Genomic DNA, 13,287 nt, shown 5'->3' on the forward strand with positions numbered 1-13,287 from the left:
CCGCAACCGGCTTGGATCTTTCGGCGGTGTCGCCGGAGTCCCCGCTGGGTATCGTGATGCCACGTGAGTGAGCGAGCCTTCAGCAGACGGTCCATGCCGGGGAACCCGGGTGAGATGGAGGAGGTCTCGTGAGCACGCCACGGTTCCTGACCCTCCCTCCGGGCGTCAGCAGCGAGCAGATCGAAACGCCGCTGGGCTCGTTCGCGGCCCTGGAGGCGCTTCCCGTGAGCGGGATCCCCGAGCGCTGGCCCGCCCTCCTCGTCCCCGGCTTCACCGGATCGAAGGAGGACTTCATCGCGGTGCTGCAGACCCTCGCGCAGGCCGGCCGCCGGGTGATCGCCGTGGACATGCGCGGGCAGTACGAGACGCCGGGCCCCGACGACCCGGCGGCGTACACGTGCGGGGCGCTCGGCGCGGACGTCGACGCGATCGCCGCGGTCGTCGGGCAGGGCGAGCCGGTGCACCTCATGGGGCACTCCTTCGGCGGCCTCGTCGCCCGGGAGGTCGCGCTGAACGGAGCCGCCAAGATCGCCTCGCTCACGCTCATGAGCTCCGGGCCCGCCGGCATCGTCGGGCCCCGGGAGCAGATGGGCCGGGTGATGCTCGCCGAACTGCCCGAGTACGGCCTGGACTACATGTGGTCCAACCGGATGGAGCCGGAGGCGCTGAAGGCGGGCGTCCCGGACGACATCGTGGCGTTCCTGCGCAAGCGGCTGCTGGCCAACCACCCCACCGGGCTCATGACCATGGCGCACGAGGTGCTCGGCGCCGCCGACCGGTGCGACGAGCTCGCCCAGTGCGACCTCGACCTCCTGGTCCTGTACGGCGAGCACGACGACGGCTGGCCGCCGCCGCTGCAGGCCGAGATGGCCCGCCGGCTCGACGCGGAGTGCGTCGTGGTGCCCGGGGCGCTCCACTCACCCGCCGTCGAGGCGCCCGAGACCACCGCCGCCGCCCTGACCCGGTTCTGGAACGCGGCCGAGAGCCGGCTGCTCCAGCACGGCTGACGCGACGGCCATGACCGGGGTCAGCGGTCCGACCGTCCAGCCTCCCGAGTCCGTGACGTGGCTGGTCCACGTCGACCGGACCATGTGGGTGGGCGGCGTCCGCGGCCTGATGCTGCAGGCCCTGCATCCGGTGGCGATGCGGGGCGTGTGGCAGAACTCCGACTTCCGCGAGGACCCCTTCGGGCGGCTGCGCCGCACGGCCGACTTCGTGGGCCGCGTGACGTACGGCAGCCCGGAGGAGGCCGAGCGGATCGGCAGGCGGGTCCGCGCGATCCACCGGGCGCTGCGCGTCCACGACCCCGACACGGGCCGGGTCCACCGGGTGGACGACCCCGAACTGCTGCTGTGGGTCCACTGCGCGGAGGTCACGTCCTACCTGGAGGTCGTCCGCCGCGCCGGCGTCCCGATCACCGACCGGCAGGCCGACCGCTACCTCACCGAGCAGCGGCGCAGCGCGGCGTACGTCGGGCTGCGCCCGGAGGACGTGCCGGGCACGATGCGCGAGATGGACGACTACTTCGCCCGGATGCGGCCCGTCCTGCGGGTCATCCCCGAGTCGGCCGCCGCCGTCCGGTTCCTGCTCTGGCCGCGCCTGCCGGAGAACCTGCGGTTCCTGTCCCCGGCCAGGCCGGTCTACTTCCCGTTCGGCGCGCTCTGCTACTACACGCTGCCCCGCTGGGCCCGCCGCCTTTACGGCGTGCTGCCGGAGGTGCCGGAGATCGCGGTCACGGCGGCGCTGCGGGCGTTCCGGCTCACCATGAACACCATTCCCGACCCGATGCACCAGCGCGTGCTCGGCGAGGGCACCAGGGCCATGCTGCGGGCCTCCCGGGAGCGCCTCGGCGCGGCCGGGTACGACGTCGGGCAGGGCCTGCGAGGGCTGGCCGACCCACGCCGCCACCCCGCCGCGACCCCGCCCGGAGGCTGACCGGAGGCTGACCGGAGACACAGCCTAGCCGGGGACCTCCTCGGCCGTGGGGAGGCCGTCCCAGGGCAGGCGTTCGGAGGAGGCGGCCCGTCCCTCCGGGCAGTGCGCGCGGAAGTCGCACCACGAGCAGATGGGCCCCGGCTCGGGCGGGAACAACGCGTCGATCTCCGGCGGCACCGCGACGGCGGCGCCGTCCTCCACGGACCCGCCCTCCCCTCGCCTCGGGGCCGGCACGGCGCCCGTCGTACGGCCCCGCCCGCGGCCCGTCGTACGGCCGCTCTCGCGGGAGGAGGGCCCGGCCCACTCCCGGTAGGCGTCGTCGGCGTCCGCCGCCTCCAGGCCGATCTCCTCGGCCCGGCGCAGGTGGCGGGCCAGCGACTCGTCTCCGTGCTCCCACTCCGCGACCGAACCGGTGGGCAGGTGGTGCAGCTCCACCCGGTGGCAGGGGCGGCGCATCATGCGGGACGAGGCGATCGCGTAGACGGCGAGCGCGAGCGAGGACCGGGCGTCGTCGGGCGTCGGCGGGCGGCGGCCGGTCTTGTAGTCGACGACCACCAGTTCGTCCCCACGCCGGTCCAGCCGGTCGATCCGGCCGGACAGGGCGAGCACGGACGTGCGCGTGGCGACCGTCCGCTCGACGCCCACCGGCTCGTCGGCCGGGTCGAGCGTCGCGACGTAGGAGGAGACCATCTCGCGGGCCCGGTCCCGCCAGGCCGCCGACTGCTCCTCGTCCCTGAACCCCTCGCGGATCCAGCCGCCGGTCAGCAGGGTGGCCGCCACGACCGGCGTACGCCGCTCGTACGGCTCCCGCCACCACGCGGCCAGCGCGTTGTGCACCGAGGCCCCCACGCTGTTGTGCGCCCATGGAGGCCCCTTGCGCGGGGCCGGCCGGTCGAGGTAGGTGAAGCGGTAGCGGCGCCGGCAGTCGAGCCAGGTGTTCAGGCGTGACGGAGTGCAGGTGTAGAGCCGCCTCGGCATGCCCTCGAGGCCGAGCTGCTCCACGGCACTACTCGTCGCGGTTCAGCGTGATGCCGGACGCGCCGGTGCCGTCCACCAGCGGCGAGATCGGCTCGGCCTCCTCGGCGCCGGTGAGCGACCCCGACAGCCAGCGGTCGAACTCGGGCTCCAGGTCGCCGATCCTGCCCTCCTCGCCGTGCGCGGGCAGCACCCTCGTCTCGTGCGGCAGCGTGAACAGCCGCTCGCCGATGGAGGTGAGCTGGTCGGCGAGGGCGGGATACTCCCCGCCGAGCTTGCCCGGCCCGTCCATGAGCAGGGTCTTCCCGGTGAAGACCGCCGCGAGCTCCTCGCAGTAGAGCGAGACGCCGCCCGCGGTCACGCCCGGGGTGGCGAGCACCTCAAGCTCGACGTCGGCCACGGAGAACAGTCCCTCGTCCTCCATCTCGATGTCGGGCCAGGTCTCCTCCCAGGTCTGCCGCCACAGGCGCCTGTCCTTGGCGTGGACGGCGATCACCGCCTCGTCCCTGGCCGCCACCTCGATCGCGGCGCCCACGTGGTCGGGCAGCCCGTGGGTGCAGATGACGGCGAGGACCTCGCGGTCGCCGACCTTCTCCAGGATCTTCTCGGCGTCCCGTGCCGGGTCGATGACGATCACCTCGTCGTCGTCACCCAGGATCCAGGTGTTGTTCTCGACCTTGTGCTCGTCGCCCTCGATGTCCACGAGGCCCGAGGTCACCACTCGTTCGATACGCGCTGTCACGGCTCAGAACCTTACTATCCCCGGCGCTTCGGACCGGCTTTACCGCGCATCCCCGTCCAGTCTCGGCGAGAGGGCGCCGAAGGGCGGAGCCACCGCCTGTTCCTGGTCGCGCAGGTCACGCAGCGAGAGATCGGCCAGCGCGATGAAACAACCGGCCTCGGCCGGCCAGGCGACCGTCCACAGCCAGTTTCCGAGGGCCTCCCCGACATAGGCGGCACGGTCGTCGGGCACGCCCGGCCCCGCACACCACAGCGCCGTCGGGTGGCCGCGTACGTCGATCTTCGCGTGCGGCGGACCGGCGTCGAAGCCGGAGCCGGGATCGGGCCCGGGCAGCCCCGCGTACGCGGCCCCGAGGCCGATCCCGGGCTCCTCGGCGACGATCAGCATGTCGGCGGGCCCGTGGGTGATCGAGGGGCCGGTCAGCGCGACGACGCTCGCCCTCGCACCGGTCCGTTCATCGCCCACCTCGGCGAAGCCGGTCACCAGCCACCCCGTGGGGAGCGGCCACGGAAGCCACACGGGAACCCGGGCGGCCTCGCACATAGCGTCGAGCGCGGGCTGAGAGGGCCGGTGGGGCGGCTGGAACGGCAGGACGTCGCCGTGGGCGGCGCATCGCCATGAGCTCGACCAGACGTTCGGTTCGTGCAGCGGCCCGAAGCACCGCGGGCAGGTTGGCGCGGTTCTCACAAATATTCACGGTGCGTCGGTGATGTCCATCAGTCAAGAGCCTGCCCGTTATCTAGTCGTAATCTTGGTGTTGTGCGACATCTTGGTCTTGGAAAGCGCGTCAGATGCGTCGGGGCGATCATCACCGATCCGGACGGGCGGCTTCTGCTCGTGCGGCGGGGCCGCCCGCCCGGCGAGGGACTGTGGTCGCTGCCCGGCGGCAGGGTCGAGCCCGGCGAGACCGACGAGCAGGCGGTGCGCCGCGAACTGCGCGAGGAGACCGGCCTCGACGTCGCCGTCGTACGGCTCGCCGGGACCGTGCTGCGGCCCGGCCCCGGCGGCGTGACGTACGAGATCCACGACTACGTGGCGACACCCTCGGGAACGGCCTCGGGGACGCCGGTGGCCGGGGACGACGCCGCCGACGCCCGCTGGTGGGCGCCGGCCGACCTGGCCGGCCTCCCGCTGACCGACGGCCTCGCCGACGCCCTCGCCGAATGGGGGGTCGTCTCCAGGATCACCGGTCCGTGACCGTGCTGCGCCAGATCGTCAGGTGGTCGTCGGCGTAGTCGGTGGACCTGCCGACGGCCACGACCCGGCTGCCGGAGACGGCCACCGCGCCGAGCCACTGGGCGCCCCGCCCGCCCAGGCCGTCCTGGGTGAGCGTGTGCCGCGACCAGTCCAGGCCGTCCTCGGAGATCCAGGCGGTGCTGTCCCCCTCGCCGTCCGCCTCGGCGGAGCGGTGCGATCCCACCGCCACCACGCCCTTCGCGGTCGCGGTCAGGTCGAGGACCGAGGCGTCCGCCTCGGCGGGCAGCATGGCGTACTCCCAGTGCTCGCCGTCGTCGGTGGACACGGCGGAGAACGGGCGGGGGCCGTCCTCGGTCACGGCGACGCCCACCGCGACGACCCCGGCCTTCGTCGCGACCACGTGGCGCAACCCGGCCGAGGTGGCGTCCGGCGGCAGGACCCTGCCGCGCGCGGTCCAGTTGAGCCCGTCGGAGGAGACCCAGACCACTCCCGACTCACGGTCGGCCGAGCCCGAACCGCCGACCGCCATGAACCCGTGGGACGTCGCCGTGACCCCGGACAGGCGCACGTTGACCCCGCCCGCGGGCAGGCTGCCGGCCGCCGAGCGGGTGATCCGCCTGAGGTCCGGGCTGAACCACAGGGCGGCGACCACCCCCGCCGCACTCCGGTCCTCACCGGCGAGGACGTAGCCCTTCTCCCCCGCGGCGACCACGCGGGGCGCGAGCAGGAAGTGGCCCGGGGGCACCTCGATCGGCGGGCCGGGCCGCCAGGACCTGCCGTCCGCCGAGGTGACCAGCAGCGGCCGGGTCACGGCGGGGTCGGTCATCGTGCCGCCCACGGCGAGCCACCCCTTCGGGCCGTGCGCCACGCCGCCGAGGGCCTGCCGTCCGGGGCCGCCGAGCAGGTCGGGGAAGCCCGCGTCCTTCCAGTTCGCCCCGTTGTTGCCACTCGTCCAGATGGCGGCGTCGCCGTTGGCGGAGCCCACCGCCACGAACGTGCCGCCGGCCGCGGCGAGGTTCGCCGTCTCCCTGGCCAGCCGGTTGAGTCCGCCGATCTCCTTGAGCGGCACGGGGTGGGCCGCCTCGCCCTTCCCCGCCGTGATCAGCACCGGCAGGTTCTCCACGTCGCCGGGGCCCCGCTTGTCGCCGCCCGCGACCAGCGTGCCGCCGTCGGTGATGGCGAGCCCCCGCACCGTGCCGGGGATCTCGCCGAGGTCGGCGCTCTTGGTCCACTCGCGCCCGTCCCGGCTGGTGTAGACGGCGTACCGCTCCCAGGCCGACTCGGCGACCGCCGCGATCCCCGCCGCCGACGAGGCGAGGCCGCGTACGCCCGTGCCCTGCGCGCCGAGCGGCCCGATGGCGCCGCACTGCGTCCAGGCGGCGCCCTCGGGCGAGCAGTACACCCGCACCTCGCCGCCGGCGTCGCGCTGCCGGGTGGGCACGAGCACGAAGCCCTTCTCCGCGGCGGCGAGCGCGCCCGGCTCGGGCCGTACGTCGGAGATCGCCGCGGCCGTACGCAGCCAGGTGCGGCCGCCGTCGTCGGACCGCAGGATGACCGAGACCGTGTCGCCGGAGCCGGGGTCGGCGAGCGCCACCACCCGGTCGCCGCGCGCCGCCACCGCCCGCATGCCGCGGACCTTGTCGGGCGTGCCGATCTGTTCGGTGTCCACCCGCGTCCAGCCGGTGCCGTCGGCCGACACCCAGGCCACCGGGCCCGCCGTGCCGTCGCGCAGGGTCGTCGCGCCCACGGCCAGGAAGCCGGTCGCGGTCCGCGCCACGTCGGTGATCCTGTCCTGGCTCCAGAAGGCGGTCAGCCGGAGCGGGTCGACCGCGGCCCAGGAACGGCCGTCGGAGGAGACCCACATGCCGCGGGCGGCGGGGCCCGCGGGGCCCGGCGCGTCGGTGCCGACCGCGAGCCAGCGGCCGTCGCCGCCCGCGACCCGGCCCACGGCCGCCGCCGCGGTCTCGTAGCCCGGGGCTCCCGCGACCCGGCCTAGCTGCCAGTGCGCGCCGCCGTCGGCGGAGACGAGGAACAGCGGCCGGGCGAGCGCCCCGGTCATGTCGCTGCCCGCCGCCACGACGGTCGAGCCCGCCGAGGCGAACGCGTTGAGCACCTGGCTGGAGCCGTTGCCCGGCAGGCCCGGCGCGGCGAAGGCGGTGTCGCCCGACTGGCCGTCGCCCGCGGCGAGCCGCAGCCCGGTCGTGGCAGGGCCCCTGGACCACTTCACCACCGCCACGCCCAGCACCGCCGCCACGACGAGGACCGCCGCGACGACCAGCGACGTGACGAGCCGGGGCAGCCCCCGGACCGGCGAGCCGCGGCCCGGCAGCACCCGCCTGTGGTGGCGCCCTCCGCCCGGTCTCGGCGGCCCGACGGCCACGAGCACGTCGTGCCGGGCCGGGCGGCCTCCCGGCGGGCGGCCGATGCGCTCGACCGGCCCGGCCTCGGGTCCGGGCCGTGGCCCGGGCTCCGGCCCGAGCTCAGGGCCGGACTCAGGCCCGAGCTCCGGCCCGGGCTCCGGCTCGACGGGGATCTCCGGGCGCATCCGGATGCCCGGCTCGGCTGTCTCCGGCTCACCCGGTTCCCGGTCGTCTGTGTCCGGATCGTCGCCGTGTCCGTGGCCGTGGCGGGAGGCGGGCTCGGGGGGCGTGTGCGCCCACACGTGCTCCTGTCCCGCCGTCTCCTGTCCAGCCGGGGGACGCAGCGGGCCGGACGGCGGAGTGTCGATCTCGGGGGCCCCGGGGCCGTCGGGGTTCTCACGCGGGATCTGCGCCCGCCGCTGCCGGGGCGGGCCCGAGGCGACCAGCTTGTCCGGCCGGTCCACGACGCGCCGCCGCCGGCCCGCTTCCTCCGACGGTCCGGCCTCCGACGGTCCGGTCGACCTGGCACCCTCGCCGTGCCAGGTGGTGGAGTCCTGAGGGGAGCCCGGTGGGCCGGTGGCTCCGGTGTCTGTGGCTCCGGTGTCTGTGGCTCCCGTGTCCGCGGCGGCGCCGTACGGGGCCGAGTAGGGCCTGCGGCCGGTCCGGTGCGGGTGACCGCCGGATAAGTGGGGCGGGGCCTCCGCGTCCGGCCGCGGCGCCCAGTCGTGCGCCTCGCCCTGAGACCCCGCCTGAGGCCCTGTCTGGGGTTCGGGGCGTGGCTCCGGGTCGCCGAATCTGCGGTAGGGCCGGGTGTCCTCGTCGTCCCCGGACAGGACGTCCCCGGACAAGGGCTCCTCGGGTAAGGCGTCCTCGGGTACGGGGGCGGCGAAGGGGGGCAGTGCCCACGGGGAGGGACCCGGCGGCCGGTGATGCAGCTCCGGAGGGGGCGCGGGCGTCTCCTGCTCACCGGGCGTACGCCGGCGGTCACGTTCGTCGGGGCCCGAGGCCACGCTCAGTACCTCCTCCCCGGAGAGGTCAATCCGGACCGTTCCACCTCTATTACGGCAAAGCGATCACAGTGATACCCCATCACGAATCCAGAGCAACACGGGAAAGCCCCGGGGACCATACCTCTCTAGTGAGATTTATCGGGAGAGAGTCTGAATTGCCCACTTTCGGGCGATTATTAGGACACCAAACCCGAAAACCGCGAACTGGACGGCCGATCCGATCAGAGCCTGCCACGGGACCGCACCCTGCTCCAGGGCGCCGTTCATGTCGCCGGAGGCGGCCACGAGCCCGAACGCCACGACGTTGTTCGAGGCGTGCAGGGCGATCGGGGCCTCCAGCCCGCCGGTGCGGACCGCGAGCCACCCCATGAGCACGCCGAACACGAAGACGTAGACGATCCCCCAGCCCGTGTAGCCGTGCGAGGCTGCGAAGGCCACCGCGCCCAGCAGGATCGCCGGCCACGGGCTGCGGAAGTACGCCCCCAGCCCCTGGATGATCCAGCCCCGGTAGGCGTACTCCTCGGCCGCCGCCTGGAACGGCACGAGCAGCAGGATGACGATCAGGGCCGGGAGGAACGCCCCCCAGCCCGCCCAGCCGTACCCCGGACCCACTCCGGCCGACAGCAGCATCCCGGCCTCGGCGGCCTGCCCGAGTACGACCGACACCACAGCGACCAGCAGGCAGGCCGCCAGCCACCTCCACCGCAGGCGCAGGGCCACCGAGGAGAGCGACCCGGGCGGCCTCCGCTGGAACACCCACGCCGCGCCGAGCACCAGGGGGAGCAGCAACGCGATGACGCCCAGCTGGAACCCGAGGTCGAGCACGGGATCGGCGAACAGCCGGGGTCCCGACCCCGTCATCGGCACCCGGGTCACCAGGGAGACGAGGTAGGCCACCAGTCCCGCCCCGATGGAGATCACCACGAAGGTCGCCACGATCGCCAGGGTGCCCACGATGGGCCGCCACCAGCGGTTCAGGACCGTGCGCGCCATCTGGTCGTACGGCGTGCCGGGCGGCGGCGGGACGTCCCAGCGCGTCCGCGCGGGCGGCCCCCAGGCAGCGCCTCCCCAGACAGGGCCTCCCCAGGCCGCGTCCCCCCACTGGGGCCCGCGCGGGTACCGGCCGGGGTGCCATCCCGGCGGCGGGCCGGCCGGCCACGCGGTCCCGCCCGCGTAGGGCCCGGGAGCCAGGTAGACCGCGGGAAGCCGGTGCGGATCCGGCTGTGTCTCGCTCATGTGTCCATTCTTCGCGGCCCTCGTACGCCCGCTTCAGGCGGGCCTTCGGGAGGGCTTCGGGAGGGCTTCAGGAAGGCGGGGTGAAGGCGCTCGTGCGGGCGAGCCCGGCGGCGCGGCCCCGGGCCGAGACCACCAGCGCCATCTTCCGCGACGCCTCGTCGATCATCTCGTCGCCCAGCATCACCGCGCCCCGCTTCTCGACCGTCGTGTAGTACTCGTACGCGTCGAGGATCAGTTCGGCGTGGTCGTAGTCCTCCTGGGACGGGGAGAAGACCTCGTTGGCCGCCTCGACCTGCGACGGGTGCAGCACCCACTTGCCGTCGAAGCCCAGCGCCGCCGACCGCCTCGCCGACCGCCGGAAGCCGTCCAGGTCGCGGATCTGGAGGTACGGCCCGTCCACGGCCTGCAGGCCGTACGCGCGGGCGGCCATCAGGATGCGCATGAGGATGTAGTGGTAGGCGTCCCCCTCGTCGTATCCGGGGGGCTGCTCCCCGACGACCAGCGTCCGCATGCCGATGGAGGCCATGAAGTCGGCCGGGCCGAAGACCAGGGTCTCCAGCCGGGGCGAGGACCGGGCGATGTCGTCGATCTCGACGAGCCCCCGGGCGTCCTCGATCTGGGCCTCGACGCCGATGCGGCCCTCGGGCAGCCCGACGGCCCGCTCGATCTGGCCGAGCAGGGTGTCGAGCCAGGCCACGTGCGAGGCGTCCCGGACCTTCGGCAGCATCAGGCAGTCGAGCCTGTCACCGGCGCCCTCGACCACCTCGACGACGTCCCGGTAGGTCCACTGGGTGGTGAGGTCGTTGACCCGGACGACGACCGTCTTGCCCGTCCAGTCGCCCTGCCGCAGGGCGGCGACCACGTTGCGGCGCGCCTCCTCCTTCGCGCCGGGGGCGACGGAGTCCTCCAGATCGAGGAAGACCTCGTCGGCGCCCAGGCCCTGGGCCTTCTCCAGGAATCGAGGGTTGCTGCCGGGCACCGCCAGGCAGGAACGTCGCGCGCGCATGGCCCTACCGTAGCGAGATCCGGTGGGTGGAAGGCCGCCGCGGCACGGCCCGCGCCCCCTGAACCCGCACCCCCTTACCCGCCCCCCTTACACCCGTACGGCCTGCGGCGCCTCGGGGGCGTGCTGCACGGCGCCGATCCGCGTGGTCGCCGACTGGGCGAACAACGCGCCGGCGAGCACGATCGCGCCCCCGGTGATCTGGGCCGCGCCAAGGTGCTCGCCGAGCAGCACCCAGGCGATCAGCGCGCCGGCGAGGACCTCCACCGACGCGACCGTCGCCCCGACCGCCGCCGACAGGCGCCGTACGGCGGTGACCCCCGTCGTGTACGCCACCACGGTGGCCACCACGATCATCCAGATGCCGGCCGCGGCGACCGGCACGGTGTGCCCGGAGACCTCGGCCGTGCGGGTGAACGCCGCCCAGTCGATCTGCCACGGCCGCGAGACGGGCAGCAGCACCACCGCGGAGCCGAGCATGCCCCAGCCGATCAGGCCCAGCGTGTCCACGTCGTCGCCGAACGAATCGCTCATCAGGAAATATCCGGCGCAGCAGGCCGCGGCCAGCAGGCCCAGCAGCAGCCCGAGCGCGTCCAGGCGCAGACCCTCCCAGACCTGGACGACGATCGCCAGACCGGCGACCGCGACCAGGGCTCCCAGGTAGGCCGAGCGCGGCAGCCGGACCCTCCGTACGAACCTCACCCACAGGACCACCAGCACCGGAGAGGTGTACTCCAGCAGCAGCGCGACGCCGACCGGCAGGCGCGTGATGGCGACGAAGAACAGGCCCTGCACGGCGGCGACCGCGATCACCGAGTACGCCGCGAAGAACGGCAGGCGGTCGCGGGGGATGCGCAGCGCCCGCGGCCTGAAGACGGCCAGGACCAGCAGCAGGAGCACCCCCGCCCCCGCCATGCGGACCCACACGGCCTCCAGCGGCGTGAGCCCCGCCATACCGAGGATCTTCGCCATCGGGCCGGAGAACCCGAAACAGAAGGCCGATACGCCCGCGATCGCCAGGCTGACCGCCCTCATCGCCACCTGCCCATGTAATCACCAATAAAAGGCTTTGATCCTGTCACAACACGGACCGGCCCGCATCCTTGCGTAACCTGGCAGGGTGGATCGGATCTTCGTGGCCCGCCTGGCGGGGGTGGCGGTCTTCGACCCGGCCGGCGACCAGATCGGCCGGATCCGGGACGTCGTCGTCTCGCTGCGGGGGCCGCTGCTCCCCCGGGTCCACGGCTTCGTCGTCGAGGTGCAGCCGCGCCGCCGGGTCTTCCTGCCGGTCACCAGGATCACCTCCATCGAGGCCCGCGCCGTCATCTTCACCGGCAAGCTCAACATGCGCAGGTTCGAGTGCCGGGACACCGAGACGCTGGCCATCGGCGAGATGCTCGACCGCAGCGTCGAGTACCGCGGCGAGCGGGTCACCGTGCAGGACCTCGCGATGGAGCGGACCCGCCCCTCCGACTGGCTGATCGCGAAGGTCGCCGTACGGCGGGGGTCGCGCCGCAGGGGCGAGACGCTGATCGTCGACTGGGGAGACGTCTCCGGCTTCGCCGGGGTCCAGAAGGACCAGGGCGCGGCCAACCTGCTCGCCGCCTTCGAGGCGCTGCGCCCGGCCGACCTGGCGAACATGCTGCACGAGCTGCCCGGCGAGCGGATGGCCGAGGTGGCCGCCGCGCTGGACGACGACCGCCTCGCCGACGTCCTGGAGGAGCTGCCCGAGCGCGACCAGGTGCTCGTGCTGAGCCGGCTGCACCGGGACCGGGCCGCCGACGTGCTGGAGGAGATGGGCCCGGACGACGCGGCCGACCTGCTCCAGGAACTGCCCGCCGAGCAGGCCGAGGGCCTGCTGCGCCTCATGATGCCCGAGGAGGCCGCCCCGGTGCGGCGGCTGCTGAGCTACCGCGAGGACACGGCCGGAGGCATGATGACGACCGAGCCGGTCGTCCTGCCCCCGACCGCGACGGTGGCCGAGGCCCTCGCGCACATCCGGCAGCAGGAGCAGACGCCGGCCATCGCCGCCCAGGTGTACGTCGCCCGGCCGCCGAGCGAGACGCCCACCGGGCGCTTCCTGGGCGTGGCGCACTTCCAGCGCCTGCTGCGGGAGCCGCCGTCGACGCTGCTCGGCAGCGTGATAGACATCACCGTGGACCCGATCAGGCCGGAGTTCACGGTGTCCGAGGTGGCGGCGTACCTCGCGACGTACAACCTGGTCGCGGTCCCCGTCGTGGACGAGCTGGGGCGCCTGCTCGGCGCCGTGACCGTCGACGACGTGCTGGACCACATGCTGCCGGACGACTGGCGGGAACGACCATGACAGAACGCCTCGACCAGCCGCGCGAGATCGGCTACCGCGTGCGGCTCTACTACGACCCCGAGGCGTTCGGCAGGTTCTCCGAACGGTTCGCGCGGTTCCTCGGCACCGCCCGCTTCATCGTCTACATGACCGTGTTCGTCGCGGTGTGGCTGCTGTGGAACCTGTTCGCGCCGGTCACGTTCGACCCGTACCCGTTCATCTTCCTCACGCTCATGCTCTCCCTCCAGGCGTCGTACGCCGCGCCGCTGATCCTGCTGGCCCAGAACCGGCAGGCCGACCGCGACCGCGTCCAGTACGAGCAGGACAAGACGTCGGCCGAGCGGAACCAGGCCGAGATCGAGTACCTCACCCGGGAGATCGCCGCCCTGCGCATGGCGATCGGCGAGGTGGCCACGCGCGACTACATCCGGTCGGAGCTCCAGCGCCTCCAGGAGGAGCTGGGCGGCGAACCGGCGAGATCGTGCGGGGCGGGTTCGGAGGATCCCCGCTGAGTCCATAGCATG

General features: G+C 73.8%; 12 protein-coding genes. 5 read left to right on the forward strand and 7 right to left on the reverse strand.

Annotated elements, in window-relative coordinates:
- Positions 1 to 128 precede the first annotated feature (128 nt).
- Positions 129 to 1,007, forward strand: coding sequence for an alpha/beta fold hydrolase (locus HHX33_RS19605; protein WP_117409111.1), 879 nt, complete (start codon positions 129 to 131; stop codon positions 1,005 to 1,007).
- A 10-nt stretch (positions 1,008 to 1,017) separates the two neighbouring features.
- Positions 1,018 to 1,935 (forward strand): oxygenase MpaB family protein, encoded by a 918-nt coding sequence (locus HHX33_RS19610; RefSeq protein WP_182875869.1) that lies wholly within the window; start codon positions 1,018 to 1,020, stop codon positions 1,933 to 1,935.
- Positions 1,936 to 1,959: 24 nt separating this feature from the next.
- Here HHX33_RS19610 and HHX33_RS19615 read toward each other — a convergent pair whose 3' ends face one another.
- From HHX33_RS19615 to HHX33_RS19625, 3 genes are read right to left on the reverse strand one after another with little or no spacing between them, the layout of a single operon-like run.
- The gene (locus HHX33_RS19615) at positions 1,960 to 2,937 is read right to left on the reverse strand and encodes a PD-(D/E)XK nuclease family protein (protein ID WP_310741445.1); all 978 of its coding nucleotides are present in this window, start codon (positions 2,935 to 2,937) and stop codon (positions 1,960 to 1,962) included.
- Positions 2,938 to 2,941: 4 nt separating this feature from the next.
- Positions 2,942 to 3,652: an MBL fold metallo-hydrolase gene (locus tag HHX33_RS19620; RefSeq protein WP_117409113.1), complete on the reverse strand. Its 711-nt coding sequence runs from the start codon at positions 3,650 to 3,652 to the stop codon at positions 2,942 to 2,944.
- Between the two features lie 39 nt (positions 3,653 to 3,691).
- Complete coding sequence (locus HHX33_RS19625; protein WP_182875870.1) at positions 3,692 to 4,339, reverse strand: DUF6758 family protein; 648 nt, start codon at positions 4,337 to 4,339, stop codon at positions 3,692 to 3,694.
- 72 nt (positions 4,340 to 4,411) lie between these two features.
- Here HHX33_RS19625 and HHX33_RS19630 point away from each other — a divergent pair, with 72 nt between their 5' ends.
- A complete protein-coding gene (locus HHX33_RS19630; RefSeq protein WP_182875871.1) occupies positions 4,412 to 4,849 on the forward strand; it encodes an NUDIX hydrolase in 438 nt (145 codons plus the stop codon).
- Here HHX33_RS19630 and HHX33_RS19635 read toward each other — a convergent pair.
- From HHX33_RS19635 to HHX33_RS19650, 4 genes are all read right to left on the reverse strand, one after another.
- Positions 4,836 to 8,219 (reverse strand): hypothetical protein, encoded by a 3,384-nt coding sequence (locus tag HHX33_RS19635; protein ID WP_182875872.1) that lies wholly within the window; start codon positions 8,217 to 8,219, stop codon positions 4,836 to 4,838. The genes HHX33_RS19630 and HHX33_RS19635 overlap by 14 nt on opposite strands.
- Before the next feature lie 135 nt (positions 8,220 to 8,354).
- Positions 8,355 to 9,455, reverse strand: coding sequence for a CPBP family intramembrane glutamic endopeptidase (locus HHX33_RS19640; RefSeq protein WP_182875873.1), 1,101 nt, complete (start codon positions 9,453 to 9,455; stop codon positions 8,355 to 8,357).
- Positions 9,456 to 9,522: 67 nt separating this feature from the next.
- Positions 9,523 to 10,461 carry an HpcH/HpaI aldolase/citrate lyase family protein gene (locus HHX33_RS19645; RefSeq protein ID WP_182875874.1) on the reverse strand — a complete coding sequence of 313 codons (939 nt, stop codon included), beginning with the start codon at positions 10,459 to 10,461 and terminating at the stop codon, positions 9,523 to 9,525.
- A gap of 87 nt (positions 10,462 to 10,548) precedes the next feature.
- Complete coding sequence (locus tag HHX33_RS19650; protein WP_182875875.1) at positions 10,549 to 11,493, reverse strand: EamA family transporter; 945 nt, start codon at positions 11,491 to 11,493, stop codon at positions 10,549 to 10,551.
- Between the two features lie 85 nt (positions 11,494 to 11,578).
- Here HHX33_RS19650 and HHX33_RS19655 point away from each other — a divergent pair, with 85 nt between their 5' ends.
- Together HHX33_RS19655 and HHX33_RS19660 are read left to right on the forward strand one after the other, a co-directional pair.
- Positions 11,579 to 12,784, forward strand: coding sequence for a magnesium transporter MgtE N-terminal domain-containing protein (locus HHX33_RS19655; protein ID WP_182875876.1), 1,206 nt, complete (start codon positions 11,579 to 11,581; stop codon positions 12,782 to 12,784).
- Positions 12,781 to 13,275, forward strand: a complete 495-nt coding sequence (locus HHX33_RS19660; RefSeq protein WP_182875877.1) for a DUF1003 domain-containing protein — start codon at positions 12,781 to 12,783, stop codon at positions 13,273 to 13,275. The genes HHX33_RS19655 and HHX33_RS19660 overlap by 4 nt, the downstream gene beginning before the upstream one ends.
- Positions 13,276 to 13,287: the final 12 nt, after the last annotated feature.

Source organism: Microbispora sp. H10670 (assembly GCF_014161385.1).
Taxonomy (GTDB): domain Bacteria; phylum Actinomycetota; class Actinomycetes; order Streptosporangiales; family Streptosporangiaceae; genus Microbispora; species Microbispora triticiradicis.

Excerpts from the sequence above, each read along its gene's own strand:
- HHX33_RS19610 (WP_182875869.1), top strand. The coding sequence starts at position 1,018 with ATGACCGGGGTCAGCGGTCCGACCGTCCAGCCTCCCGAGTCCGTGACG.
- HHX33_RS19640 (WP_182875873.1), bottom strand. The coding sequence starts at position 9,455 with ATGAGCGAGACACAGCCGGATCCGCACCGGCTTCCCGCGGTCTACCTG.
- HHX33_RS19645 (WP_182875874.1), bottom strand. The coding sequence starts at position 10,461 with ATGCGCGCGCGACGTTCCTGCCTGGCGGTGCCCGGCAGCAACCCTCGA.
- HHX33_RS19650 (WP_182875875.1), bottom strand. The coding sequence starts at position 11,493 with ATGAGGGCGGTCAGCCTGGCGATCGCGGGCGTATCGGCCTTCTGTTTC.
- HHX33_RS19660 (WP_182875877.1), top strand. The coding sequence starts at position 12,781 with ATGACAGAACGCCTCGACCAGCCGCGCGAGATCGGCTACCGCGTGCGG.